This is a genomic window from Roseococcus thiosulfatophilus (assembly GCF_017311575.1).
GTDB classification, from domain to species: Bacteria; Pseudomonadota; Alphaproteobacteria; order Acetobacterales; family Acetobacteraceae; genus Roseococcus; species Roseococcus thiosulfatophilus.
The window spans coordinates 146249-171995 of sequence record NZ_JAFFQY010000002.1 but is presented as its reverse complement, the minus strand read 5'-3'; the positions used below and the strand labels follow the sequence as shown (position 1 = coordinate 171995).

Below are 25747 nucleotides of genomic sequence, written 5' to 3'. Positions count from 1 at the left end.
TAGGCCGAGGCGCCTGCACCGGCCGCGCGCTCCCCGCCTACTGCGCGCGCCGCCGCAGCGCCATGTCCACCAGCAGCAGCAGCAGGGTGAACACGATCAGCAGCACCGCCACCGCCGCCATGGCGGGGTCCAGGTTCTCGTTGATCCCGTCCCAGATGCGGCGGGGCAGGGTGAAGACGTCGCGGCTCGCGATGAACAGCACCATCACCAGCTCATCCCAGGAATGGATGAAGGCGAAGATGGCCCCCGAGACGATGCCCGGCATGATGCGCGGCAGGATCACCCAGCGCAGCGTCTGCATGAGCGAGGCCCCCATGCCCCGCGCCGCCTGCTCCAGCCGCGGGTCGAAGGCCGCCAGCGCCGTCGAGACGGTGATGACCACATAGGGGATGCCGGTCACCCCATGGGCGATGACCACGCCCACGAAACGGTCTAGCAGGTCGAGCGGCCCGAAATATCGATATAGCCCGATCGCATAGACGATCGAGGGAATGATCAGCGGCAGCAGCATCAGCAGCCGCACCAACTCCGTCGCCTGGCGCGAGATGCGCCAGCAGCCGATGGCGCACAGCGTCCCCGCCACCACCGACAGCACCGTGGAGGCGAGCGCGATGGTGAAGGACTGCCAGATGGAGCCCAGCCATTCCTCCGAGGTCAGCACCGTGCGGAAATGCTGCAGGCTCAGCCCCTCATGCGGCAGAGAGAGGAAGCGCTGGTCCGTCAGCGCCACCGGCAGCACGATCAGGATGGGCAGGACGAGGTAGAGCGCCGTGATCCAGGCCAGCCCCCGCCCGAAGGGCCCCGCGCCATGGGTGCCGTGCATGGCCTACCTCCCCCCCGCGCCGAACATGCGGCGCAGATCCACGATGCGCGAGAAGACCAGCAGCGTGACCATGATGGCCACCACCAGCATCGTCGCCATCATGGTGCCCAGCCCCCAGCGGATCAGGTCCAGGATCTGCAGCGCGATCCACTCCGCCACCATCAGCGTGCGGCCGCCGCCCAGGATGGCGGGCGTGATGTAGAAGCCCAGCGAGAAGATAAAGACCAGCACGCCGGCCGCGATCACCCCCGGCATGGAGAGCGGCAGGAAGACCTGGCGGAACACCTGCCCGCGCGAGGCGCCGAGCCCCCGCGCGGCCGCCAGCAGCCGCATGTCGATCTCACGCATGGAGGCCAGCATGGGCAGCACGGCGAAGGGCACCATGTAGTGCACCATGCCGACCAGGATGCCGAATTCGTTCCACACCAGCGGCAGCGGTTCGCTGATCACGCCCGCCTGCATCAGCGTGTTGTTCACCAGCCCCTGGCGGCGCAGCAGCGTGACCCAGGCGAAGGCCCGCACCAGCACCGAGATCCACAGCGGCACCAGCACCGCCAGGATCCACCAGTTGCGCGCCCGCGGTGAGGCCAGCGTGATGGCATAGGCGATGGCATAGCCCAGCAGCAGCGCGAATGCGGTGGTCAGCAGGCAGATGCGCAGCGTGGTGAAGATGACGCGCTGGATGCCTTCGGACGTCAGAAGCCGTTCGTAGTTGCCCCAGCCCGGCTCCGGCTCGGTGAAGGAGATGGTGAGCACTTGCACGATGGGCGCCACGTAGAAGAACAGCACCAGCGCCACGGCGGGCAGCAGCAGCAGCCACCAGCCCAGGCTCGCGCGGCCGGAGGCGTTCATGGCGCGTCCTCCTCCACCGGCACGGCGGCGTCGGCCGCCCAGCCGAGCCTGACCGCCAAGCCTTCGGCTGGCGCCACGGGGGATTGCCAGGCGGGCAGCACGGCGCGGATTTCGCCCAGATGCGCGGTCTGCACCACCAGCGAGAAGCCGGCCCCCAGATAGGCGAAGGCGCGCACCGTGCCCTCCACCACATTCTCGGCCGTCTCGCCCGGGTTCAGCACCGTGATCTTCTCGGGGCGCAGCGAGAGCAGGGCGGGCCCGCCATCGCGCGGCATGTGGACGGGCCCGACGAAGCGCACATGGATGCCCTGGCCCGGCGTCTCCAGCAGCATCCCCGCCGCGTCCGGCCCGCGCGCGATTCCGTGCAGGAAGTTCGACTTGCCCAGGAAGTCGGCCACGAAGCGGGTGCGCGGGCGTTCATACAACTCGCCGGGGCCGCCGAACTGCACCAGCCTGCCATGGTTCAGGATGGCGATGCGGTCCGACAGGGACAGCGCCTCCTCCTGGTCATGCGTCACGTTGATGAAGGTGCGGCCGATGCGCCGGTGCAGCGCCTTCAGCTCCTCCTGGAGTTCGGCGCGCAGCTTCTTGTCGAGCGCGGAGAGGGGTTCGTCCAGCAGCAGCAGATTGGGGTCGAAGACCAGCGCGCGGGCCAGCGCCACGCGCTGCTGCTGCCCGCCCGAAAGCTGCTTCGGCAGCCGCTCCGCGAAGGCCGAAAGCTGCACCAGGTCCAGCGCCGCGCGCACCTTGGCGTCCCTGTCGGCGCGCGACTGGCCGCGCACGCGCAGCGGGAAGGCCACGTTGTCGGCCACGCTCATATGCGGGAACAGCGCATAGCCCTGGAAGACCATGCCGAAATCGCGCTTTTCGGGCGGCAGCGGCGTGATGTCGCGCCCGTCCAGCAGCACATGCCCGTCGGTCGGCTCCACGAAGCCCGCCACCGCCATCAGGATGGTGGTCTTGCCCGAGCCGCTCGGGCCCAGCAGCGTCAGGAACTGGCCCTGCTCCACCTCCAGCGAGACATCCTCCACCGCCGTGAAGTCGCCATAGCGCTTGGTCAGCCGCCGCAGCGAGAGGGCGTGGCCCTTCACGACTTGTAGTCCGGCTGCTGGCGATCGAGCTTGCGGCGCAGCGCCTGCCAGGGCAGCCAGCCCTTGGTGGGGCCGCTGCCGAACTGGTCGCGCGTGCGTTCCACCACCTCGGGCGGCGGCATGGTCACCGCCTTGCCGCCCGATTGCGCGGCAAGCTGGATGCGGCAGGACTGCTCCAGGTAGTACATGTAGTAGAAGGCTTCGGCGACCGTGCGGCCCACCGTCAGCAGGCCATGGTTGCGCAGGATCATGCAGTTATGGCTGCCCAGGTCGCGCACCAGGCGCTGCCGTTCCGACAGGTTGTCGTCCGCCGCGATGCCCTCGTATTCATGGATGGCGACACGCCCCGCGAACTCGATGCTGATCTGGTTCAGCGGCAGCAGCCCCTGTTCCTGCGCCGCCACGGCCATGCCGGCGATGGTGTGGGTGTGCATGACGCAGGCCGCGTCCTCGCGCCCCGTGTGCACGGCCGAATGGATGACGAAGCCCGCCGGGTTCACGGGCCAGCTGGTCTCCTGCAAAGGCTCGCCCTCCGCATCCACGGCGACGAGGGAGGAGGCCGTGATCTCCTCGAACAGCAGCCCATAGGGGTTCACCAGGAAGCGATGCCCCGGCCCCGGCAGCCGCACGGACAGGTGCGTGAACACCAGGTCCGTCATGCCGAAATGCGCGATGAGGCGATAGGCCGCGGCCAGATCCTCGCGCAGCTCCTGTTCGGTCGGCACGCGGTTCGGGTCGGGGCGGACGGGCGGCGGGGGAAGGGACATCAATAGCCTCGCGCGGGGTCGTAGAGATGGGGGATGGCCTCGCCACGCTCCAGCGCGGCGATGGCGCGGGCCACGTAGCGCGCGCGCTCGGCGCGGCTGGGCAGGCTGGCCACATGGGGCGTGACGATGATGGAAGGGTGCGCCCAGGCCGGGCTGTCCGCGGGCAAAGGCTCGGGCGTGAAGACGTCCAGCACCGCGCCGGACAACTGCCCGGAATCAAGGGCCGCGATGATGTCGGGCAGCACCTGCTGCGCCCCGCGCCCCACCTGCACCAGCCCCGCGCCGCGCGGCAGCTTCGCCAGCAGCGGCGCCGCGAGAAGGCCCTGGGTTTCTGCGGTGGCGGGCAGCAGGCAGACCAGCACGTCGCAGCCGGAGAGGAAGGCGTCGCGCTCCCCGGCACCGGCGAAGCATTCGACGCCGGGGATGGATTTGCGGCTGCGCGACCAGCCGCGCACCGGAATGCCCAGCGCGCGCAGCATCTCGGCCGAACGCTGGCCCATGGCGCCGAGGCCCATGATGCCCACGGTGCGGTCGGCGGCGGCGAAGGGCGGGTCCACCGCCGCCCATTCCCGCGCGGCCTGGGCCAGCGCCATGCGCCGCGCCTCCTTGGCCAGCGACAGCACGGCCCACACCACGAATTCGCCCATGCGCTGCGTGGCCTCCTCCGGCACGCAGCGCACGATGGGGACGCCGGGCGGCAGCGTCGGGTCCGCCACGATATGGTCCACGCCCGCGCCCGAGCCAAAGATGGCGCGCAGCCTGGGCATGGCGGCGAGGCGCCCTGGCTCGGGGTCCCAGACCAACGCGTAGTCCACCATCTCGGGCGTCACGTCTGGGTCATTCCAGTCCCGGACCTCCAGGCCCGGCACCAGGTCACCGAAGCCGCGACGCCATTCCAGGACGGCCTCGGGGCCGCCCGACTTCACCACCAGGATCACGCGAAATACCCTATGTCAGCCAGTCACCATGTCGATGTAGTCGGCGTTCACGCGGGCATAGTTCTCACCCCACCAGCGCCCGTTCTGCGCCACCTGCACGGCGGCGTTGGCGGGCTCGGTCGGGTTGAAGCGCTTGTATTCCTCCGGCACCAGCGGCGCGGCTGCCGGGTTGGTCGGGCCATTGCCGAAGAACTTCAGCAATTCCACCTGCTGCTCGGCATTGGCCAGCATCGAGGCCAGCAGCCGCTGCGCCGCAGCCCCCGCCGGGTTGCCGCGCGGGCTGACGAAGATGCCGGGCTGGAGAATCCCCTGGTTCCAGATGAACTTGAACCGCCCGTTGCTCTCCTGCTCCAGCACCTTGGCGCGGGTGTGCCAGATCTGGCCCATCACCGCCTCGCCCGTGCGGATGAACTGCTCCGACTCCGCGCCCGAGGTCCAGAAGACCAGGTTGCGCCGGATTTCCCGCACGCGAGCGAGCGAGGCCCGCACGTCCAGCGGATAAAGCTCCGGCAGGGGGCGCCCCAGCGACATCTGCGCCGCGTCCAGCGCGCCCGCCGCGTCACGCCGCAGCAGCCGCGTGCCGGGGAAGCGGCGAAGGTCCCAGAAATCCGCCCAGCCGGTGGGCGGCGTGGGGAAGCGCTGGCTGTCATAGACCAGCACGTTGCTGAACGAGTAGGGCGCGGCCCCGTGCTCCAGCGCGAAGGTCGGGCCCAGCACATGGTCCCGATTCACCACATTATAGTCCACCGGCGTCAGCAGGTTCATGCCGCCCAGCAGGAAGGCCGAGGTGGCGGAACTGTCGCAAAGGTCCCAGGTGACGCGCCCGCTCTCCACCATGGAACGGATGCGGCCGGCGGACGGCCCCGTGCTGTCCTGCACGACGCGAAAGCCCGGGTTGGCGGCCATGAAGGGCTCGCCATAGAAGCGGCCGAAGGCCTGGTTGGCCATGCCGCCCCAGTTCACCATCACGATGTTCTGCGGCGTCTGCGCACCGGCCTTGCCGGCCACGGCGGCCCCCACGCCGAGGGCCGTGAGTCCCGCCAGCAGGGTGCGGCGGTCCATCTCCCCGCGCCGGAATTTCGCCAGCGCCAACTCGACGCAATCCTGCTGGAAGCTCTGCATCCGTCTCTCCTGCCCGTGTCTGTCGGTGCGCGGCCGCATGATTGCACGGCGCAGCCATCCCAGACGCAACTCGATGGTTGCCGTGGCGCCAGCGTCAGTCTCCCGGGGCCGGATCAGACCACGGCGCGGCGCCGGCCGCAATCATGGCGATGCGCGACGCCTTGGGGCTAGGCTGCCCTACCCTGTCCGGAGATGCGAATGAACGCCGAATTCGTCCTGCTCAACGCCCGTATCGCGACCATGGGGGGGCAGGGGGACATCACCGGCGGGCTGGCGTCCATGGGCGGGCGCATCGTCGCCATGGGCGAGGATTTCGCCATGCGCCAGCATATCGGGCCCAGCACGCGGGTGCTCGATGCCACGGGCGCCCGCGTCATCCCCGGCATCGTGGACAGCCATTGCCACCCGGACGCCTATGCGGTGCGGCTCAAGGGCTGGACGCTGGTCTCGCCCGACCGGGTCGCCGATCGCGAGGCGCTTCTGGCCACCATCCACCGCGTCTGCGCCTCGCTGCCGCCCGGCCGCTGGGGCGCCTTCTACCGGCTGAACGAGCGGGCCAGCGGCGGCTACCCGACGCGCGAGGAACTGGACGCCGCCGGCGCCGGCCGCCCGGTCTTCATCCTGCGCACGGACGGGCATATGGGCCTCGCCAACCGCGCCGCCTTCGCCGCCTGCGGGCTGTCCGACGACGTTGCCGACCCACCCTTCGGCGCCTTCGGCCGCGACCCCGCGACGGGCGCGCTGACCGGGCTGGTGCGGGAGACGGCGGCGCACATCTTCCTCGACGCCATCCACGCCACCGACAGCGAATCCGACATCATGGATGGCATGGAGATGGTGCAGGACCAGTGCCTGGCCCATGGCATCACCTCGGTGGGCAATGCGCTGACGCCCACCCAGGCCATCCGCGCCTTCCAGGCGATGCGGCGCAAGAGAAGGTTCCGCATGCGCCTCGGCATCATGGCCTCCGGCCGGGACGTGCCGCTGGTGCCGCATCTGATCGGGGCGGGCATCCGCTCGGGCTTCGGGGATGAATGGCTGCGGCTGATCGGCGTGGAATGGTGCCCGGATTGCTCCACCTCCGGCCGCACCGCCGCCTATTGGGACCCCTATCTCGGCACGCCCGTGCCCGGCGAGCCCGTGCCCAACACCGGCATGCTGCTCTACGACAAGGCGGACCTGACCGAGCGCGTCAGCGCCGCCCACAAGGCCGGCTTGCAGGTGATGATCGAGGGCGTGGGTGACCGCGGCATTGATTTCGCGCTGGACGTGATGGAGGCGGCACTCGCCGCGCACCCGGTGCAGGACCACCGGATGCGCGTGGAGCATTGCTGCTTCGTGACACCCCCCATCCTGGCGCGGCTGAAGCGCGGCGGCTTCATCGATTCGAGCGCCACGGGCTTCATGGACGAGCTGGGCGAGGCCTATGTGGCCAATCGCGGCCAGGCGGCCATGCGCCATATGTGGCCCCACCGCAGCCTGATCGCGGCGGGGGTGCCGGCGCCTGGCCATTCGGACTTCGCGGTGTGCCGCGTGAACCCCTTCACCGCGCTGGGCGCGATGGTCACGCGCCGCACGCAATCAGGCGCGGACCTTGACGCCAGCGAGGCCATCACGCCACGCGAGGCGCTGGCCGCCTACACCACGCTTGGCGCCTTCGCGCAGCGGGAGGAGGGCGACAAGGGCAGTCTCGAGATCGGCAAGCTGGCCGATTTTGCCGTGCTCGACACCGACATCCTCGGCTGCGACCCCACCGCCATCCGTGACACGCGCGTGACGGCCACGGTGGTGGGCGGCGTGGTGCGGCACGGGGGGTGACGCGTGGCATCACGTGGCGCATAGTCGCGCCAACGACGCCAGAACAACGCACGGCCCTTCAGCCTGAACCAGGAGGCCGCTTGCCCATCGTCCCGCCGCCAGAATTGGGGTGCGTTGCGCCATGACCGCGCGCCGGATGCACCTCGTGGCCTATCTCAAGACGGGCCCCACCGCGAACCACCCGGGCGCCTGGCGCCACCCGGCCGCGGCGCTGGACGACATCTTCGACCCTGCGCGCTACGAGCACATTGCGCGCGTGCTGGAAGCCGCGCGCTTCGATGGCTGCTTCTACGCCGACACCTTCGGCCTCCAGGACATCCATGGCGGCAATTTCGACGCCACGCTGCGCCATGGCGGGCAGATCAGCTACCTCGACCCCATGATGGTGCTGCCCATCATGGCGCGCGCCACGCGGCATCTCGGGCTGGGCGCCACCCTCTCCACCAGCTTCGCGCACCCCTACGCGCTGGCGCGCAGCCTGGCCTCGTTGGATCACATGAGTGGCGGGCGCGCGGCGTGGAATGTCGTGACCTCGGCGACCGATCTGGAAGCGCGGAATTTCGGGATGGACGGCATCCCGCCCAAGCACGAACGCTACGATCGCGCCGATGAGGCGCTGGAGGCCTGCTGCGCGCTCTGGGATGGCTGGGACGAGGGCGCGCTGGTGAAGGACCGCGCAGGCGGCGTCTTCGTGGACCCCGCGCGCGTTCGCTACGCCAACTACGAGGGGCGCTTCGTCCGCACACGCGGGCCGCTTTCCATCCCGCGCAGCCCGCAGGGGCGGCCGGTGCTGATGCAGGCCGGCTCTTCGGAGCGTGGCCGTGAATTCGCCGCGCGCTGGGCCGAGATCATCTTCATGACGCCCCATCTGCGCGAGGACGCCATCGCCTTCCGCGCCGACATGCATGCCCGCCTCGTCGCCGCCGGCCGCCGCCCGGAGGATTGCAAGATCCTGCCCAGCTTCGCCCTGGTCCTGGCCGAGACGGACAGCATCGCGCGCGAGAGGCACGACTACCTGCAATCCCTCATCGCGCCCGACGCGCAGATGATGCTGAACTCCGCCCTGGTCGGCGTGGACCTGACGCGCCACCAGACGGCGCGGGAAGTGGCCGAGGCCCAGGGCAACCAGGGCATCGCCGGCTCCACCGACCGCGTGCTGGCCCAGGCGCGCGCGGAAGGTCTGGGCTTCGCGGAAGCGGCGGCGAAGCCCCGCGGCCTGCTGGTCGGTTCCGCCGCCACCGTGGCCGACATGCTGGAGGAATGGTTCACCACCGAGGCCTGCGACGGCTTCATCTTCTGGCCCACCGTCTTCCCCGCGATGTTCGAGGAGGTCGCGCGCCTTCTCGTGCCCGAACTCCAGCGCCGCGGCCTGTTCCGCCGCGACTATGCCGGCGCCACGCTGCGCCAGAACCTCGCTTCCCCATGAAAGGCCGCTTGCGATGACCCGTCCCTTCCACCTCGGCTGGTTCCTCCAGGGCTCCTCCGTCCAGGCCTGGGGCGAGCCCTGGACCGGCGCCATCGGGCGCGACTGGATGGTGCCGGAGCTGTTCTGCGACCTGGCCCGCGCCCTGGAACGTGCCCGCTTCGACTATGTGCTGATCGAGGACAGCTCCTATATCGGCGAGAGCTATGCGGGATCGCGCGAGATCTACCTGCACCACGGCCTCTCCGTGCCGCGCCAGGACCCGAGCGTGATCGCCACCCTGATGGCCGCCGCCACGAAGCATATCGGCATCGTCCCCACCCTCTCCACCTTCGCCTATCCGCCCTACCTGCTGGCGCGGCTGGTGGCCTCGCTGGACCAGGTGTCCTCGGGCCGCATCGGCTGGAACATGGTGACTGGCAGCAGCGATTTCGCCGCGATGAACTACGGCATGGACGGCATGCCGCCGCACGATCTGCGCTACGACATGGCCGATGAATACATGGCCGCCGTGAACGCGCTGTGGGACAGCTGGGAGCCGGGGGCAATCCTGGCCGACACGCAATCGGGCGTGCTGGTGGACCACACCAAGGTCCATGCGCCGAACTTCGCCGGGCAGTGGTACAAGACGCGCGGGCCGCTCAATTCCGGCCCCTGCCCGCAGGGGCGGCCCGTCATCGCGCAGGCGGGCGGCAGCCCGCGCGGCCGCCGCTTCGCGGCCACCCATGCGGACACGGTGGTGGCGCAGGTGAAGGGCGCGGCGGGCATGAAGGTCTATCGCGACGATGTGCGCGCGCACGCCGTGGCCCAGGGCCGCAACCCGGACGATGTGAAGATCCTGTTCCTCGTCACGCCCACGCTGGGCGACACGATGGAGGAAGCCCAGCTTCGCCTGCGCCAGCGCCGTGCCCGCATCGAGGCCCAGGTGCCGCAGATGCTGGCCTTCTTCGGCAAGATCACGAACATTGATTTCGGCCAGATGGACCTCGACACGCCGGTGGACCAGATGGAGCTCACCACCAACGGCCACCAGCAATCGCTGGACGAGTTCAAGCGCTTCGCCGGCAAGCGCAGCCTGCGCGAGGCCATGCTGGCCTATCGCGGCAACCCGGGCTCGGTGGACCTGGTCGGCACCCCCGATGCCGTGGCGTCGCAGATGGAAGAGGCCATGCAGGAGGCGGGCGGCGATGGCTTCCTGCTCTCCATGAACGATGTCAGCCGCCGCGCCGTGGCCGAGGTGGCGGATGGGCTGGTGCCCGCGCTGCAGGCGCGCGGCCTGGTGCGCCGCGAATACGCCCACGCGCATTTCCGGGACAATCTGCGGGAATTCTGAACCGCGCGCCTCCTCGCCGGTTCATGCCGGCGAGGAGGCCACCCATGCCCGCCAAGTCCAAGCAGCAGCAGAAGGCCGCCGGCGCCGCGCTCGCCGCCAAGCGCGGCGACATGCCGAAATCACGCCTCAAGGGCGCGTCGAAATCCATGGCCGAGAGCATGGACGAGGCCGAGCTCAAGAGGATGGCCCACGCCAAGCGTTCCGAACTGCCGCGGCGCGACCACAAGGGGTGAGCGCAACGCAAGGCGCCTGTCTGCGTTCCTGCGGCACCATACCGCAAGGAGGCAGACATGTCCGGAAGCACCGCCCTGAAGGAAAAGCGTCTCGACGCCGAGGCCCATGCGCTGTGGGTCGCCGCCGGCTCGCCCGCCGGCGGACCGGACGCCTTCCGCGAGGAGGCGCTGCGCCAGATCCAGGAGGCCGAGACGGCCGTGGACGAGGCCAGCGAGGAGAGCTTCCCGGCCAGCGACCCGCCAGCCCATACCGGGATCACCGGCCCCGAACGCGGCTGAGGCGCCGCGCGAGGTTGTCCCGCAAGCCCCGCTGCCTGTAGAACCCCAGCGTCAGGTCCGCCGCACCAAGGTGGGCCATGCCGGGATGAGGTAGGCGGTGCGCAGGAGACGGGGCAGCAGGGGCCGGCAGAACTGGTGGCCCCTCGTGAAATGGCTGACCGTGGCGGGCATCTTCGTCGCGATCGGCTATGCGGCGCACCAGGCCGGCTCCCAGCTCGCGCGGCTCGAGGTGGAGCGGCTGGAGGCGAACCTGCAACGCTCCCTCGCGACCCAACGCGACCTCGAGCAGCGCAACCGCGACCTCCAGGCCGAACGCGACACCGCCCGCACGGCGCTGGCCGCGCTGCGCCAGCGCTATGACCGCGAGGTGCCGCAGGGCGACATGGCCCAGCTTGTGGCACGGCTGCGCGAGCGGCTGGACGCGGGTCTCACGCCCGCGCGCATGTCGGACGTCATCGCGCGCGCGGAACCGGCGTCCCGCTGCGACGGGCCGGTGGTGTCGCGCCGCTTCCGCATCGGCATCGGGCCGCGCGGCGCGGAGGATGACAGCACCAGCTTCGCGGAGGGCATGATCACCGTGCGCGCCGTCGCCCCCGCCACCGCCACGGACCTCAACGCCGCCACCACCGTCACCTTCGCGGGGCTGGGCGTGGAGGGCGGCAGCGCCACCATGACCGGCCTGCCCGCGGAGGCGAGCCTCATGCTGGGCAACACCGAGTTGCGCCTGGTGGTGGGCCCCAGCGGCGTGCCCGGCTTCGCCGCCGCCAGCCTGACGACCTGCCGGCCGCGCTGAGTCCGTCCGCCGAGCGGCGGCTTCGCGGCTTGGGTGCTTCCACCGAAGCCGATCTGAGGCTAACGCCCCTCCACCGCCGCGCGCTCGGCCTCCGTGCTGTCCATGGCCGCGATCTCGGCCAAGGTCACGGGCTTCACCGGCGGGCGGATGCGCAGCGGCTTGATCGTGCCAGGCGCCACGCCCCGCGCGGCCACGATGGTCTCCACCACCGTCAGCATGCACATGCGCCCCTGGCAGGGACCCATGCCGCAGCGCAGGAAGGCCTTGGCCTGGTTCGGGCCCGTGGCGCCGAGGCGCACGGCCTCGCGCAGCGCCGCCCCCGTCACCTCCTCGCAGCGGCAGGCGATCGCCTCGTCCGGCGCCACACGGAAGCCGGGCGCGGGCAGATACAGCGCATCGAGGAAGGCGCGTCCGCGCCGCCAGCGCGCGCGGGCGGCCTGGTGCGGCGCGGCGGCGGCATCGCGCGCCGCGCCGTCCAGCGCGCCCAGCGCGTGCAGCGCCGCCAGCGCGGCGACATGCCCCGAGGCCTCCGCCGCCTCCGCGCCCGCGATGCCGGCCGTGTCCCCCGCGATGGCGATGCCCGGGAGGTTCGTCTCGCCCCAGCCGTCGGTGCGCGGCACGAAGCAGGCCTGGGCCTTGTCCCAAGCCAGTTCGCAGCCCGCGGCCTGGGCCAGGTTCGTCTGCGGCACCACGCCCTGGTGCAGCAGCACGCGGTCCGCCCGCGCCGTCCCGCCGGGCCAGGCCACCTCCAGCCCGCCCGGCGCCGCGCGGATGGCAAGCGACGCCACGCCCGACACCACCCGCACCCCCCGCCGCACCCGCGCCAGCAGCCCCGCGCCCTTGGCGGCGTAAGGGGAGCGCAGGAAATCCCAGAGATGCGGCAGCGCCGCCCGCCAGTTCGCCCGCGGCGTCGTGTCCAGCAGCAGCGCGGGCGGGTGGCCCGCCGCCACAAGCTGCGCGGCGTAGAGCCACAGCAGCGGCCCGCTGCCCGCCATCACCACGCGCCCCTCCGGCACCAGCCCCTGCGCCTTCAGCAGCGTCTGCGCGGCCCCCACGCTCATCACGCCGGGCAGGGTCCAGCCGGGGATGGGCATGGGCCGCTCCAGCGCGCCCGTGGCGATGATGACGCGCCGCGCCACCACCATGCGCGCCGCCCCGCCCGCCGAGACACCGATGCGCCGAGCCGCGTCCAGGTGCCAGACGGTGGCGCCGGGCAGGAATTCCACCTCGGCGCGGGCGGCGGCCTGGGCCAGGGCGCGCCCGGCGCCCGGCACATTGGCCAGCGCCGGCACGGCGGCAAGTGGTGAGGCCTCCACGCCCCGGTGCACCTGCCCGCCCAGCCCCGGGTTCTCGTCCAGCAGCAGCACTGAGAGGCCGCGCCCTCCGGCCGTCGCCGCCGCGGCCATCCCGGCCGGGCCCGCGCCGATGATGGCGAGGTCATAGCCCTCGCGCAGCGACGCGACGTCGGACAGGCGCTTCATGCGCCCGCCTTCCGCCTGCCGCGCTGGCGGCGCACCTCCATCCCCGCGCGCAGGGGCACCAGGCAGGCCTGGCGGTTGCCCACGCCATCAATCATCACCAGGCAGTCGAAGCAGACGCCCATCATGCAATAGGGCCCGCGGGGCGCGCCGGAGACGCCCGTCTCGCGCGTCGCGTCGTGGCCCAGCGCCAGCAGGGCGGCGGCCACGCTGTCGCCCTCGCGCCCTTCCACCGCCTCGCCCTCGAAGGTGAAGGGCAGGGGGGTGGCGCCCTCATGCAGCCGACGGAACATCGAACCTCCGCGCGCTGAAGGCGGCGACCGAGTCCTCCAGCCCCCCGCCCGCGATCATGGGCGCCAGCACCTCGGAATGCGCGGCCGCCAGGGTCACGCCGCTGTGGCAGGTGACGAGGAAGGCGCCGGGCGCCGTCTCGCTCTCGTCATAGACCGGGAAGCCATCCCGCGACATGACGCGCAGCGCGCCCCAGCTGCGGACGATGTTCAGGCCCCCCAGCACCGGGAACATGCGCGCCGCGCGCCGGGCCATGGCGGCCAGCACGCCCGGCCCCACGGCCTCATCCACCGGGTTCTCCTCCTTGCTGTCGCCGATCATGACGCTGCCCTCATCGGTCTGCCGCAGGGTGGCGACGGGGTGGGGCAGGAAGGGGGCGGTGCGCTCGGTCACGAGCACCTGGCCGCGCTGCGGCCGCACCGGGGCGGTAAGCCCCACCATGGGCGCCAGCGCCGCATTGCCCAGCCCCGCCGCCAGCACGATGCGCCCGGCCTCGATCTCGCCCTGCGCCGTCGTGATGCGAAAGCCGCCCCCCGGAAGCGGCGCGATGTCCCGCACCGGATGGTCCGGCAGGTAGGTGGCGCCGCGCGCGAGCGCGCTGGCGTGCAGCGCCCGGAACAGCCGCAGCGAGTTCACATGCCCATCCAACGGGCAGAAGACGCCGCCCACCACGTCGCGCCCCAGCCCCGGCATCGCGCGGGCGATGCGGTCATGGTCCTGCACCTCCCAGGGGATGGGCTCCCAGCCGGGCTGGTTGTGCATGCGCATCATGGCGGCGCGGCGGCGGTCCAGCTCCTCCTCCGACAGGCAGAGCGAATAGCCCCCGGGCTGGGCCAGCGACACGTCCTGCCCCGTCTCCGCGCGCAGCGCCGCCGCGAAGCCGGGCCAGAGCGCGGCACTGCCCGTGGTCCAGGCGCCATAGCGCGCCATGCCGAGCCCCTTGGACTGCACCCAGACCAGGGCGAAGTTGCCGCGGCTGGCACGCCGCGCCACGTCGCCCTCATCCAGTATGGCGACGCCGAGGCCCCGGCCCGCCAGCCCCCGCGCCACGGCCAGGCCCACGATTCCGCCGCCGACCACCGCGATGTCGAATGCCCTTGTCATGCCGGCAGCATGGCCGCGCCGCGTTCCGGTGCAAACCCCGGATGCCGGCCCGGCATTGCGGCGGGGGGAGGGGTTGGCTATCTCCAAGGCATGCCGGCTCCCGATCAGAATGCCATCCGCATCGCGCCCACCGACGTGCTGCTGGGCTTCGCCGGCGGCAGCAAGCGCGCCGTGCTGCAATCCCTCGCCGCCGAGGCCGCCCGCCGCCTGAACCTGCCCGAGCGCGAGGTGCTGGACGCCGTGCAGGCGCGCGAGGCGCTGGGCTCCACGGCACTCGGTCGCGGCGTCGCCCTGCCCCATGCGCGGATGGAGGGCGAAATCCCCCCCACCATGCTCTTCGCCCGCCTGGCCCGCCCCGTGGACTATGAGGCGCGGGACGAGGAGCCGGTGGACCTCGTCATCCTAGTCCTCTGGCCCGCGGCGGAGCCGGAGGGCTTCCTGCCCTCGCTCGCCGAGACCTGCCGCGCGCTGCGCGAACCGCAGACCCTGCGCCGCCTGCGCGCCGCCGCCACGCCGGAGGAGGTCGCTTCCCTGCTCACCCCCAGCCCCGGCCAGGATGGCTGAGGGAGGGTGTCGGACAGCCTCCTCCTCCTCAGCCTCGTCGCGCTGCCCTTCCTGGGCGCGCTGGCCGCTTCGCTTCTCGCGACCCATGCGCGCAATGCCGCCGCCTACCTGGCGGGCGGCGTGGCGCTGGCGGGGCTGGCGCTGGTCTGGACCGCCTATCCCACCATCTCCCAGGGCGGCGTGTTGCGGGCGGAATTCGCCTGGGTGCCGCAGCTCGGGCTGAACTTCGTGCTGCGGATGGACGGGCTGGCCTGGCTGTTCGCCGGGATGGTCACGGGCATCGGCGCGCTGGTCGTGGTCTATGCGCGCTACTACATGTCCACCGAAGACCCGGTGCCGCGCTTCTTCGCCTTCCTGCTGGCCTTCATGGGCGCGATGTGCGGGCTGGTGCTGTCGGGCAATCTCATCCAGCTCGCCTTCTTCTGGGAGATGACCTCCCTCTTCTCCTTCCTGCTGATCGGCTATTGGCATCACACCCAGGCCGCGCGGGACGGGGCGCGCATCGCGCTGACGGTGACGGCCACGGGCGGGCTCTGCCTCTTCGCGGGCCTGCTGCTGATCGGCCACATCGTCGGCAGCCATGACCTCGACGTGGTGTTGGCCTCGGGCGATGCCATCCGGAACCACCCGCTCTATCTGCCGGCCCTGGTGCTGGTGCTGCTGGGCGCGCTGACCAAGAGCGCTCAATTCCCCTTCCATTTCTGGCTGCCGCACGCCATGGCGGCCCCCACCCCCGTCTCGGCCTATCTGCATTCGGCGACGCTGGTGAAGGTGGGGCTGTTCCTCATGGTGCGGCTCTGGCCCGTCATGGCCGGCACCGATGCCTGGTTCTGGATCGTGGGCACGGCGGGGCTGATCACCCTGCTGGTCGGCGCCTATGTCGCCATCTTCCAGCATGACCTGAAGGGGCTGCTGGCCTATTCCACCATCAGCCACCTCGGGCTGATCACGCTGCTGCTCGGGCTGAACAGCCATCTGGCGCTGGTGGCGGCCATCTTCCACATCCTGAACCACGCCACCTTCAAGGCCTCGCTCTTCATGGCGGCGGGCATCATTGACCACGAGTCCGGCACGCGCGACATCCGCCGCTTGTCGGGGCTGAACCGCACCATGCCCTTCACAGGGCGCCTCGCGCTCGTGGCGGCGGCGGCCATGGCGGGCGTGCCGCTGCTGAACGGTTTCATCTCGAAGGAGATGTTCTTCGAGGAGGCGCTCTCGGCCGATGGGCTGCTCGTGCTGCCGCTGGTGGCGATGCTCGCCTCGGCCTTCAGCGTGACCTACTCGCTGCGCTTCATCCACGGCACCTTCTTCGGCCCCGACCCCCAGGACCTGCCGCGCCAGCCGCACGAACCGCCGGCCTGGATGCGCTTCCCCGTCGAGATCCTGGTGCTGGGCTGCATCTTCGTGGGCGTGCTGCCGGCCGCGACGGTGGGGCCCTTCCTCGACCTCGCCGCGCGTTCCGTGCTCGGCGAGGCGACGCCTTACTACAGCCTCGCCGTCTGGCACGGCGTGAACCTGCCGCTGGTGATGAGCATGATCGCCCTCGGCGGCGGCGTGGTGCTTTATATGGCCCTGCAGAAGCACCTGCGCAGCGGCATCGAGGGCCCGCCGCTGATCCGCCGCCTGGAAGGCCGGCGCATCTTCGAACGCGCGCTGGTCTTCCTCTCCTGGCGCCTCGCGCGGCGGCTGGAGGGGGTGCTCGGCACGCGGCGGCTGCAGCAGCAGCTTCGCATGGTGCTGTTGCTGGCACTGGCAGCGGGGGGCTTCGCGGCCTGGCATCGCGGCGTGGGGCCGGGCAACCTGGTGCCGCAGGGGGTGGACCCGGTCATCGCCCTCGTCTGGGTGGTGGGGGCCGCCTGCGCGCTGGGCGCGGCCTGGCAGGCCAAGTTCCACCGCTTCGCGGCCATCATGCTGCTGGGCGGCGCGGGGCTCGTGGTCTGCATCACCTTCGTGTGGTTCTCCGCCCCCGACCTCGCCCTGACCCAGCTTCTGGTGGAGGTGGTGACGACCGTGCTGCTGGTGCTGGGCCTGCGCTGGCTGCCGAAGCGCATGGACAAGCCGGGGGCCACGGGCGTGGAGGTGGTCACCATCAGCCGCCGCCTGCGCGACCTCGCCATCGCCATCGCGGCGGGCTTGGGCATGGCGGCACTCGCCTTCGCGGTGATGACGCGCACGCCCCCCGACCTGCTGGCCCAGCATTTCCTGGCCCGCGCCTATACCGAGGGCGGCGGCACCAATGTGGTGAACGTCATTCTGGTGGATTTCCGCGCCTTCGACACGCTGGGCGAGATCTTCGTGCTCGGCGCCGTCGCGCTCACGGTCTTCGCCCTGCTGCGCCGCTTCCGCCCCGCGCCCGAGAGCGTGGAGGTGCCCGAGCAGCAGCGCGACCAGTCCGCCCGCGACGCCGAGCGGCCCGACCGGCGCGACGGCGACACGGTGGCGGACTGGCTGCTGGTGCCCTCGGTGCTGACGCGGCTGCTGTTTCCCGTCATCTGCATCCTGGCTGTTCACCTGCTGCTGCGCGGGCATGACCAGCCCGGCGGCGGCTTCGCGGCGGGGCTGGTGGCCTCCATCGCCATCATCCTGCAATACATGATCGGCGGCGCGGCCTGGACCGAGGAGAAGCTGCGCGTGCTGCCGCTGCGCTGGATGGGGACGGGGCTGCTGCTGGCGGGCGGCGTGGGGCTGGCCTCGCTGTTCTTCGGCATGCCCTTCCTGACCACCTACTTCGCCTATGCCGACCTGCCCTGGATAGGCCGCGTGCCGACGGCGAGCGCGCTCCTCTTCGACATCGGCGTCTTCGCCCTGGTGGTGGGGGCCACGGTGCTGATGCTGATCGCGCTGGCGCACCAGTCCGTCCGCGGCCACCGCGCGGAGCGCCGGGCCGAAACGGCCCCCCGCGCCCTGGTGCCGGGAGAGGATTGATGGAGCTGGTCGTCGCCATCGGCATCGGGGTGCTGACCGGCTCGGGCGTGTGGCTGCTGCTGCGGCCGCGCACCTTCCAGGTCATCATGGGGCTGTCGCTGCTCTCCTACGCGGTGAATCTCTTCATCTTCTCCACGGGCGGGCTGCGGACGGGCGCGGCGCCGGTGCTGGAGCCGGGCGGGGTCGGCGACCTCACGACCCATGCCGACCCGCTGCCCCAGGCGCTGGTGCTGACGGCCATCGTCATCAGCTTCGCCACCACGGCGCTGTTCCTCGTGGTGCTGCTGGCCGCGCGCGGCCTGACCGGCACCGACCATGTGGATGGGCGGGAGCAGGACCGATGACACATCTCGTCATCGCGCCGATCATCATCCCGCTCTTCGCCGGCGCGCTGATGATGCTGCTGGGCGAGCGGCGGCGCGTGCTGCAGACGGCGCTGGGCCTCGCCGCCACCGCCGCGCTGGTGGTGGTGGCCGCCATGTTGTTGCTGCGCGCCGACGGCGCGTCGGCGGCCGAGGTGCAGCTCTATCGCCTCGGCAACTGGCCTTCCAGCTTCGGCATCGTGCTGGTGCTGGACCGGCTCTCCGCGCTGATGCTGGTGCTGGCTTCCGTGCTGGGCCTGGCCGCCCATGTCTTCGCGCTGGCCCGGTGGGACCGGGCGGGGGCGCATTTCCATCCGCTGTTCCAGTTCCAGCTCATGGGGCTCAACGGCGCCTTCCTGGCGGGCGACCTGTTCAACCTCTTCGTCTTCTTCGAGGTGATGCTGGCGGCCTCCTACGGGCTCGCGCTGCACGGCTCGGGCACGGCGCGGGTGCGGGCGGGGCTGCACTACATCGCGATCAACCTCGCGGCCTCGCTGGTTTTCCTGGTGGGGGTCAGCGTCATCTATGGCGTGGCGGGCACGCTCAATATGGCGGACCTCGCGGCCCGCATGCACGACATCGCGGCCGAGGACCGCGCTTTGCTGGAGACGGGCTGCGCCATCCTGGGCGTCGCCTTCCTCATCAAGGCCGCCATGTGGCCGGTGGGGTTCTGGCTGCCCGGCACCTATGGCGCGGCCAGCGCGCCGGCGGCCGCCATCCTCTCCCTACTGAGCAAGGTGGGCATCTATGCCGTGCTGCGGCTGTGGCTGCTGCTGTTCGGGGACGAGGCCGGGGCGTCTTCGGGCTTCGGCGGCACCTGGCTGATGCTGGGTGGGCTTGCCACCATCGCCTTCGGCTCGCTCGCCGTGCTGGCCACGCAGAACATGGCGCGGCTGGCCGGTGCCTGCGTCATCGTCTCCTCCGGCACGCTGCTGGCGGCGCTGGGCGCGGGGCAAGTGGCGGTGACGGGCGGCGCGCTGTTCTACATGACCAGTTCCGTGCTCGCGATCGCGGCGCTTTTCCTGCTGATCGAACTGATCGAGCGCGGGCGCGAGGTGGGCGCGGACGTGCTGGCCGTGACGCGCGAGGCCTTCGGCGAGGGCGCGGAGGAGGAATACCTCGACGATGACGAGGAGATCGGCGTCGCCATCCCCGCCATCATGGCGCTTCTGGGGCTGGGCTTCATGGCCTGCGCGCTGCTGCTGGCGGGGCTGCCGCCGCTCTCGGGCTTCCTCGCCAAATTCGCCATCCTGGCACCGCTGATCGGCACGGGGGCAGACGGCCTCCCCGCCACCACCTGGGCCGTGCTGGCCGCGCTGATCCTCTCGGGCCTCGCCTGCCTCATCGCCATGACGCGGGTGGGCATGGACGCCTTCTGGGCCGCGCCGGGCCCGCCGCCGCGTGTCGCCATGGCCGAGATCCTGCCCGTGGCCGGGCTGCTCGCGCTGTGCCTCGGCCTCACCCTCATGGCCGGGCCGGTGATGCGCTACATGCACGACACGGCGGCGGGGCTGCACGCGCCCGCGGGCTATGTCGGCGGCGTGATGCGGCCATGAGGCGCGTGCTGCCCTTCCCCTGGGTCTCGGCCGCGCTTCTGCTGCTGTGGCTGCTGCTGGTGGGCAGCATGGGGCCGGGCGCGCTGCTGCTGGGCGCCGCCCTGGCGCTGGTGGGCGGCTGGCTCCTGGCCGTGCTGGACCCGCCCCGCACCCGGCTGCGCCGGCCGCTGGCCGCGCTCCGCCTGGCCTGGGTGGTGCTGGTGGAGGTCTTCCGCTCCAACAACGCGGTCGCGCGCCTCATCCTGGCGCCGCGCACGCGGGGCCGCAGCTCGGGCTTCGTGCGCATCCCGCTCGACATGCGCAGCCCCGCGGGCCTGGCCGCGCTGGCCTGCATCCTGACCGCCACGCCCGGCACCGTCTGGGCCGAGTATGATTCCGCCCGCGGCATCATGCTGCTGCACGTCCTCGACCTCATCGACGAGGCGGAATGGGTGCGCATCATCAAGGACCGCTACGAGGCCCGGCTGATGGAGATCTTCGAATGACGGCGATGATCCTCTCCTGGTCGGTGTTCCTCGCGCAGGTGATGCTGGCGCTGGCCATGGGCTGCGCGGTCTGGCGCGTGGCCGTCGGGCCCCGCGCGCAGGACCGCGTGCTGGCGCTGGACACCTTCTACGTGCTGGCCGCCATGCTGCTGCTGGTCTTCGGCATCCGCACCGGCAGCGTGGTGTATTTCGAGGCGGCGCTGGTCATCGCCCTGCTGGGCTTCGTGGCCACCGCCGCCCTGTCGAAGTTCCTCATGCGCGGCGAGGTGATCGAATGACCCATGCCGAAAGCCTGCCCGCCTGGGCCGCCATCCTCGTCTCGCTGCTGCTGCTGCTGGGGGCGGGGCTGGGGCTGGTGGGTGCCATCGGCCTGCTCAGGCTGCGGAACTTCTATGAGCGCATCCATGCGCCCACGCTCGGCACCACGCTTGGCATCGGCAGCATCCTGCTGGCCTCGATGCTGTTCTTCACCGTGCTGCAGTCGCGCCCCGTGCTGCATGAGGTGCTGATCGCGGTCTTCATGGTGCTGACCACGCCGGTGACGCTGATGCTGCTGGCCCGCGCCGCCCTCTACCGCGACCGGCGCGAGGGCAGCGCGGAGGTGCCGCGCAGCACGACGGGGGAGGGGTAGGCCTCAGCGCCGCTTCGCCAGCCTTTCGCGCAGCTCGGTGATCCGCACCAGCGACAGGCTGAACTCGGGGCTCATGAGCTGCTCGCGTCGCTTCGCGGCGTCCGAGACCGCGAGCGTGTTCGTATCCTGGCCCTGCATATAGATGTAGTCGCCGACGAAATTGTCCTGCGCGAGCGACTCCCAGTCGGCCCCATCGGCCGAAAAGACCTGCAAGGTCAGGTAGTAGTCCTCCATGAACTTCATCTCGGGGAAATACGCGATCGCCGTGGCATCAATCTGGCGCATGTCGAGAAGGAAGCTGTGCACCGGCGCGTGGTTCGTGGCGAGGAAGTCCGCATAGGTGCGGCCATGGTCGTAGACGCGCTCGCGCCGAAGGATATGGCCGCTCGCGCCGTCCACGGCGGTGGAATAGACGCGGCCAAAGGTGGCGTTCTTGCCCGTCAGCCGCAGACGGGCCAGCAGCGTCGCGTAGGCATGCGGGAACAGGACGTCGTCATAGTCCAGGAAGCCGACATAGTCCGGCCCGGCCGCGCGCAGCATCTCGTTCAGCATTTCGGAACGCCGGTCGGGCTGCTCGGGGGTGCCGTGGAAGAAGCGCACCAGGGGGCGGCACGCCTCCGCCCAGGGCAGCCTGTCCAACTCGCGCAGGAAGGCGTCCCTCTCGGCCTCCGGCATGTCCTGGACACCGATGCAGGGCCGCACGCGGCAACCCGCCTGCGCCAGCAGGCTCAGCAGCGCATTCGCGAGAAGCCGGCGGTCGCCCCGCCCGTGGTAGCGGATCACGGTCGAGACGCGGTCACCCGCGCCGTCATGGCGCTCGCCCATGCGGAAGCAGGGCGCCTGCGCGCAGACCTTGTAGCCCAGCACCGGCGCCGCCGGTTCCAGCTCCATGCCCGTGCGGCCGTCATAGGGGAAGGGGATCTGCCCCGCCGGCGCGGCGGGGTCATGCAGGAAGCCGGGGTCGTTGACAGGGCTCGCGCAGATGCTGTGGCCGGGGAAGCGCAGCGCCATCTGCAGCAGGCGCTCGATGCTGTGGTCGGGGAAGAGGAAGAGGTCCGCGAAGTGGAGCGTGAAGGCGGCCTCGGCCTGCGCCGGGTCCTCACAGGTGAGGCCCTCCGCGCGCAAGGCCTCCGCCAGCCCCTCATCGGCCACGAGCAGCCGGGCGCCGTCCAACCCTTCGGAATTGCCAAGGCAACGGACGAACTTCCGGCGCGCCTCCGCATCGTGCTCCAGCCGTGCCGCCGCGGCCTCGCCGAAGGCCAGCGCGATGACGAGCCCCGCCGGCACCGCGATGTCGTCCAGCGCGCCGAAGGCCCTGCCGCTGAGCGCCCGCCCGATGGCGTTCAGGTATCCGTAGCCGAAGCGCATGTCGGGTTCGAGATGTGCGCCCTCGGCCCATTCGTTCCAGGCGTTCACGATGACGAAGCGCCGGTCCACGGGCAGATGGCGTTCCGCGTCGCCGACCAGGTGTTCCATCCAGCGCTGCATCACCTCCGTGCTGAAGTGATGCAGCATGAACGCCTCGGAGCCATAGCGCGCCGTGTTGTCCCAGGCCGGCACCAGCGAGCGGAACAGCGGCACGTCCCGTGGCAGGGTCTGGCGCATGTAGTGGTTTGCGACGTCCCTGTAGTCCAGGACGCTGCCATTCACCGGCCAGTAGGGGCGCAGCGCGCCGCGGATGTCGCGCGCGGCGGCGCCCAGCCAGTCATGCAGCACCCGCTCGGCGCCCGCATCCATCCCGTGATCCGCGGGCGAGGCGGCGCCACGGGTCAGCACCGCGACGACATAGGGCGCGCGCAGGCCCGCCGCCTCGCATTCGCGCCGCCAGATGCCGACATAATCCTGCCCGGCCGGGATGGAGGAGGGGCGGTAGACGAACAGCAGCGGCCGGCCGTCCACCTTGATGTAGCGCCCGTCCCGGAAGAAGGGGATGAGGTGGCGGATGAAGGCCGCGGCATCCTCCGGCGAGTAGTTCTGGCCCAGCAGGATCTCCTGCTCGTTGCCATCCCAGCGGCGCGTCCAGTTCTCGTTCGCCCAGCAGAAGCAGAACGGCATCGCCACCTCGGGCGCGCCGAGCAGCATCTCCGCCGGCTTCTCCAGGATCAGCCGGCCCGAGAACCAATAGTGGTAGAAGATCATCCCGTGCACGCCGGCCTTGCGCATCATCTCGGCCTGGCGCTGGAGCTGCGCCGGGGAATCGAGGTGGTAGTAGCCGAGGTCGGGGTGCGGGACGTGTTGCTGGTAATGTCCCTGGAACAGTGGATAGGCGCCACGGACCTTGTACCACTCGGTGAAGCCCTCGCCGTGCCAGGCGCTGTTCTCGGGCGTCGGGTGGAATTGCGGCAGATAGTAGGCCAGCACCTTGACCGTGTCGTGCACGATCTCGCCCGAGAAATCGTGCTGCGCCTCGAACAGCGGGCCGCCCTCGCGGCTCAGCCCAGGGGCTTCGAGGCGATAGTTGCGCCCGGGCTCCGACCGCCCCAGCACCAGGATGAGGCGTTCCAACGCATGCGCCAGCGTGCCGTCGGGCGGGATCGGTTCCTCCGGGAAATCCTCGAAGCGCAGCTTCAGGCTGAGCAGCCGCGACAGGCTCGCGGCACGGGCCCAGAACATGGAGCCCTGCGGGAACTCGACCCGCGGCAGGTCCTCGATGCCCTCCAGCCCCTGCGCCGCGAGAAGCTCCGCCGCCATGGCCTGGTTCCCGCTCCAGCCGTTGTCGGCCACGGGGGTCTTGTTGCCGGCCGGGTAGACCGTCTTGGCATCCCGCGCGAGCAGGTCGAGGATCTGCGTGACCCCGCTGCGCGAGCCGCAGAGCGTGTCCATGATCCGCTCGAACCAGGTCGCGTAGGATGTCCGGTGCGGGCTCTTCTTGGTGTGGAAATGCGCCACCGCGTCGTAGCGCAGCAGGCGCGGGCCGAACTGCACGATGAGGGGCGCGATGTCACGGCCGCGGTTGGGCACCGCTTCCACCACCACCTCGCCCGCTTCCGGCAGCGCCTCGGCCAGCCGTTGCGACAGCGCCCCGGTGTCCCGCCCCTCGGGCACGGAGACGAAGAGGTCGAAACGGGCGGGGATGTTGCGGAGGTAGCCGATGCACCGCTCGGTCATCTCCTCGTAGTAGAGGTGCAGGTGCACGGCCAGGCGCAGCGGCGGCACCGCCGGATCCTGCTGCAGATGCGGGTTGATGCAGTAGGGCACGATCCCGAAGGCTTCGATCAGCTCATCCTCGGGGCCCTCCGGCGCGCGTGTGGCGTCGGGCGGCACGGGGTCCGGCGGCACGGCCGCCGCCCAGGCCAGGGCCGCGGCGCGGCGCAGGCCGATCTGTCGGCTCTTGCGCGCGATGCTGACCATGAGGCCCGGATCCCTGGCCATGGCGCCGAGAAGATCCAGGACCTTGCCGGCCTTGGTCTGGCGCCGCGGGAAATGCACGAGCTCACCGCTGCCACTCACCGCGAGGCGGCCTTCGCGGCGCCCGTGCAGCAGGTAGTGCAGCAGCGGGTTCATGCCCGACTCCCGCACATCCTCGTACCGCGCGAGGTAGCCTCGCACGGAAAAGCCCGGCGAGGGGTCCCGGCGCTCACGCCAGCCGGTGGAGAGGAAGTGGGAGAGCGGGTCGATGCCGGCCGCCTCCACATCGGGGTTGGCGGCCAGGTAGTACGCCGGGTCGAACAGGCCGCTTTGCACGAGGCGCGCGCCGATCCTCCGCTGCTGCGCCAGCCGCCGGGCGTGGCGGGCCAGCCGCGCGGCGGAGCGCAGCGGCGACCGGATCGCCGCGCGGAGCCACGGCGCGCGGGCCAAGACGGCGCGCAGCGGCCGGGTGGCGCGCCAGGTGGTGCTGCCCATCGTGGCATCCATCCCGGCCACCGCCGCGGCCTCGCGGGTCTCGGCCTGCCGGGCCGCCTCGCGCAGCTCCGCGGACCTTGCCCACTCGAAGACCAGTTCGCCCTCGGCCGACCAGCGGCGGCCGATCATGGCGAACAACGCCTCCACCCGCGCGATCCGCTCGGGCTCGCGCGTCGCGCACAGGGCCAGGATCGCGGGCGCGGCCTCGGCGCCGACGGCGAGCACGCCAAGCCCGTGGCTGTGGCGGAAACCGAAGGAGGGGTAGCGGTCCTTCACTTCCTCCCACAGGCGCCAGACGCCGAAATCGCCGTGTCGCACCTCCGTGTCGTGCAGCAGCACGATGCCGCGCCGCGACATCTTGGGCAGCCAGGTCTCCAGGTCGTGGCGCACCGCCTCATAGGTGTGCAGGCCATCGATGTGGAGCAGGTCCACGCTGCCATCCTCGACCCTGGGCGCGGCCTCGTCGAAGGTGCAGCGCATCAAGGTCGAGAAGCCGGAATAGGCAGGGTCGTGCCAGGCACGCAGCTCATCGAAGACGCGGCTGTCATAGCGGCCGGCCTGGTGGTCGCCCTCCCAGGTGTCCACGGCGGTGCAGCGGCAGTCGAGCTGTTCCACCTGCACCGAGGAACAGAAGGCGGCGTAGGACACGCCATTGTGCGTGCCGAGCTCCACCACACGGCGGGGCCGCGCCACATGCATCAGCCATTGCGCGAAGGGCACATGGCCCCACCACGCGCTGATCGCGCCCTGCCGCGCGGGCTGCCGGAAGATTGCGGAGGCCGAGCCTGGGGCGATCCGATCAATTTCGGAAAGTCCATCATACGCCGATATTGTGTTCGAAGTCGGCGTGATACTGTCTGAAGAAGTCATTGTTCCTCGAAAGGCTCTGGCCCGGCAACAAAGGTTCGATACTACTCCTTTCCATAACCCCTTTCCAGCCTGCCGGCTGCCGCGCCACGCTACCGGATCCCTGCCGCGTCTGTTACGGGAAGGGTTTCGCGGCGCAGGGGCCTGGTGCGAGTGGACAGATCGGCAG

General features: G+C 71.0%; 23 protein-coding genes. 13 read left to right on the top strand and 10 right to left on the bottom strand.

The genetic code is table 11. The annotated features are described in order from the left end of the window. Window positions 1-37: 37 nt before the first annotated feature. Genes JTN19_RS01680 through JTN19_RS01655 form a run of 6 tightly spaced genes read right to left on the bottom strand, consistent with a single transcriptional unit; the run spans window position 38 to window position 5593 of the window. Window positions 38-823 (bottom strand): ABC transporter permease, encoded by a 786-nt coding sequence (locus JTN19_RS01680; RefSeq protein WP_206929577.1) that lies wholly within the window; start codon window positions 821-823, stop codon window positions 38-40. Window positions 824-826: 3 nt separating this feature from the next. Continuing rightward, window positions 827-1675: an ABC transporter permease gene (locus JTN19_RS01675; RefSeq protein WP_206929575.1), complete on the bottom strand. Its 849-nt coding sequence runs from the start codon at window positions 1673-1675 to the stop codon at window positions 827-829. After that, window positions 1672-2766: an ATP-binding cassette domain-containing protein gene (locus JTN19_RS01670; protein WP_206929573.1), complete on the bottom strand. Its 1095-nt coding sequence runs from the start codon at window positions 2764-2766 to the stop codon at window positions 1672-1674. Before JTN19_RS01670 ends, JTN19_RS01675 begins: the two co-directional genes overlap by 4 nt. Next, a complete protein-coding gene (locus JTN19_RS01665; RefSeq protein WP_206929571.1) occupies window positions 2763-3533 on the bottom strand; it encodes a class II aldolase/adducin family protein in 771 nt (256 codons plus the stop codon). The genes JTN19_RS01670 and JTN19_RS01665 overlap by 4 nt, the downstream gene beginning before the upstream one ends. After that, a complete protein-coding gene (locus tag JTN19_RS01660) occupies window positions 3533-4471 on the bottom strand; it encodes a 2-hydroxyacid dehydrogenase (protein ID WP_340643254.1) in 939 nt (312 codons plus the stop codon). The genes JTN19_RS01665 and JTN19_RS01660 overlap by 1 nt, the downstream gene beginning before the upstream one ends. Before the next feature lie 15 nt (window positions 4472-4486). Beyond that, window positions 4487-5593, bottom strand: coding sequence for an extracellular solute-binding protein (locus JTN19_RS01655; RefSeq protein WP_206929570.1), 1107 nt, complete (start codon window positions 5591-5593; stop codon window positions 4487-4489). A 198-nt stretch (window positions 5594-5791) separates the two neighbouring features. On the opposite strand from JTN19_RS01655, the gene JTN19_RS01650 reads away from it, so the two are divergent. From JTN19_RS01650 to JTN19_RS01625, 6 genes are all read left to right on the top strand, one after another. Further along, window positions 5792-7411 carry an amidohydrolase gene (locus JTN19_RS01650; protein WP_242530755.1) on the top strand — a complete coding sequence of 540 codons (1620 nt, stop codon included), beginning with the start codon at window positions 5792-5794 and terminating at the stop codon, window positions 7409-7411. A gap of 121 nt (window positions 7412-7532) precedes the next feature. Further along, the gene (locus tag JTN19_RS01645) at window positions 7533-8837 is read left to right on the top strand and encodes an NtaA/DmoA family FMN-dependent monooxygenase (protein WP_206929567.1); all 1305 of its coding nucleotides are present in this window, start codon (window positions 7533-7535) and stop codon (window positions 8835-8837) included. Between the two features lie 13 nt (window positions 8838-8850). Then, window positions 8851-10167 carry an NtaA/DmoA family FMN-dependent monooxygenase gene (locus tag JTN19_RS01640; RefSeq protein WP_206929558.1) on the top strand — a complete coding sequence of 439 codons (1317 nt, stop codon included), beginning with the start codon at window positions 8851-8853 and terminating at the stop codon, window positions 10165-10167. Between the two features lie 44 nt (window positions 10168-10211). Then, complete coding sequence (locus JTN19_RS01635) at window positions 10212-10400, top strand: DUF3008 family protein (RefSeq protein WP_206929549.1); 189 nt, start codon at window positions 10212-10214, stop codon at window positions 10398-10400. Window positions 10401-10457: 57 nt separating this feature from the next. Beyond that, on the top strand, window positions 10458-10679 hold the full coding sequence (locus tag JTN19_RS01630) for a DUF2934 domain-containing protein (RefSeq protein WP_206929547.1): 222 nt from the start codon (window positions 10458-10460) through the stop codon (window positions 10677-10679). A gap of 145 nt (window positions 10680-10824) precedes the next feature. Further along, window positions 10825-11472, top strand: coding sequence for a hypothetical protein (locus JTN19_RS01625; protein WP_206929545.1), 648 nt, complete (start codon window positions 10825-10827; stop codon window positions 11470-11472). A gap of 59 nt (window positions 11473-11531) precedes the next feature. On the opposite strand, the gene JTN19_RS01620 is transcribed toward JTN19_RS01625, so the two are convergent. The 3 genes from JTN19_RS01620 to JTN19_RS01610 are packed head-to-tail and all read right to left on the bottom strand — an operon-like array spanning window position 11532 to window position 14345. Further along, window positions 11532-12953, bottom strand: coding sequence for an FAD/NAD(P)-dependent oxidoreductase (locus JTN19_RS01620; RefSeq protein WP_206929543.1), 1422 nt, complete (start codon window positions 12951-12953; stop codon window positions 11532-11534). Further along, window positions 12950-13243 (bottom strand): (2Fe-2S)-binding protein, encoded by a 294-nt coding sequence (locus JTN19_RS01615; RefSeq protein ID WP_206929540.1) that lies wholly within the window; start codon window positions 13241-13243, stop codon window positions 12950-12952. The genes JTN19_RS01620 and JTN19_RS01615 overlap by 4 nt, the downstream gene beginning before the upstream one ends. Continuing rightward, on the bottom strand, window positions 13224-14345 hold the full coding sequence (locus JTN19_RS01610; protein WP_206929538.1) for an NAD(P)/FAD-dependent oxidoreductase: 1122 nt from the start codon (window positions 14343-14345) through the stop codon (window positions 13224-13226). Before JTN19_RS01610 ends, JTN19_RS01615 begins: the two co-directional genes overlap by 20 nt. Before the next feature lie 90 nt (window positions 14346-14435). Here JTN19_RS01610 and JTN19_RS01605 point away from each other — a divergent pair, with 90 nt between their 5' ends. The 7 genes from JTN19_RS01605 to mnhG are packed head-to-tail and all read left to right on the top strand — an operon-like array spanning window position 14436 to window position 20868. After that, window positions 14436-14909: a PTS sugar transporter subunit IIA gene (locus tag JTN19_RS01605; protein ID WP_206929536.1), complete on the top strand. Its 474-nt coding sequence runs from the start codon at window positions 14436-14438 to the stop codon at window positions 14907-14909. 6 nt (window positions 14910-14915) lie between these two features. Continuing rightward, window positions 14916-17834: a monovalent cation/H+ antiporter subunit A gene (locus JTN19_RS01600; RefSeq protein ID WP_206929534.1), complete on the top strand. Its 2919-nt coding sequence runs from the start codon at window positions 14916-14918 to the stop codon at window positions 17832-17834. Continuing rightward, complete coding sequence (locus tag JTN19_RS01595; protein WP_191084196.1) at window positions 17834-18178, top strand: Na+/H+ antiporter subunit C; 345 nt, start codon at window positions 17834-17836, stop codon at window positions 18176-18178. Before JTN19_RS01600 ends, JTN19_RS01595 begins: the two co-directional genes overlap by 1 nt. After that, entirely contained in the window at window positions 18175-19752 is a 1578-nt protein-coding gene (locus JTN19_RS01590; RefSeq protein WP_206929532.1) for a monovalent cation/H+ antiporter subunit D, read from the top strand. The genes JTN19_RS01595 and JTN19_RS01590 overlap by 4 nt, the downstream gene beginning before the upstream one ends. Beyond that, complete coding sequence (locus JTN19_RS01585) at window positions 19749-20237, top strand: Na+/H+ antiporter subunit E (protein ID WP_206929530.1); 489 nt, start codon at window positions 19749-19751, stop codon at window positions 20235-20237. The genes JTN19_RS01590 and JTN19_RS01585 overlap by 4 nt, the downstream gene beginning before the upstream one ends. Next, on the top strand, window positions 20234-20515 hold the full coding sequence (locus tag JTN19_RS01580) for a K+/H+ antiporter subunit F (protein WP_206929528.1): 282 nt from the start codon (window positions 20234-20236) through the stop codon (window positions 20513-20515). Before JTN19_RS01585 ends, JTN19_RS01580 begins: the two co-directional genes overlap by 4 nt. Next, window positions 20512-20868: a monovalent cation/H(+) antiporter subunit G gene (mnhG, locus tag JTN19_RS01575; protein WP_206929526.1), complete on the top strand. Its 357-nt coding sequence runs from the start codon at window positions 20512-20514 to the stop codon at window positions 20866-20868. The genes JTN19_RS01580 and mnhG overlap by 4 nt, the downstream gene beginning before the upstream one ends. 3 nt (window positions 20869-20871) lie before the next feature. Here the strand turns inward: mnhG and JTN19_RS01570 are convergent, their stop codons facing one another. Next, window positions 20872-25431 (bottom strand): glycoside hydrolase family 99-like domain-containing protein, encoded by a 4560-nt coding sequence (locus tag JTN19_RS01570; RefSeq protein ID WP_340643253.1) that lies wholly within the window; start codon window positions 25429-25431, stop codon window positions 20872-20874. Window positions 25432-25747 lie beyond the last annotated feature (316 nt).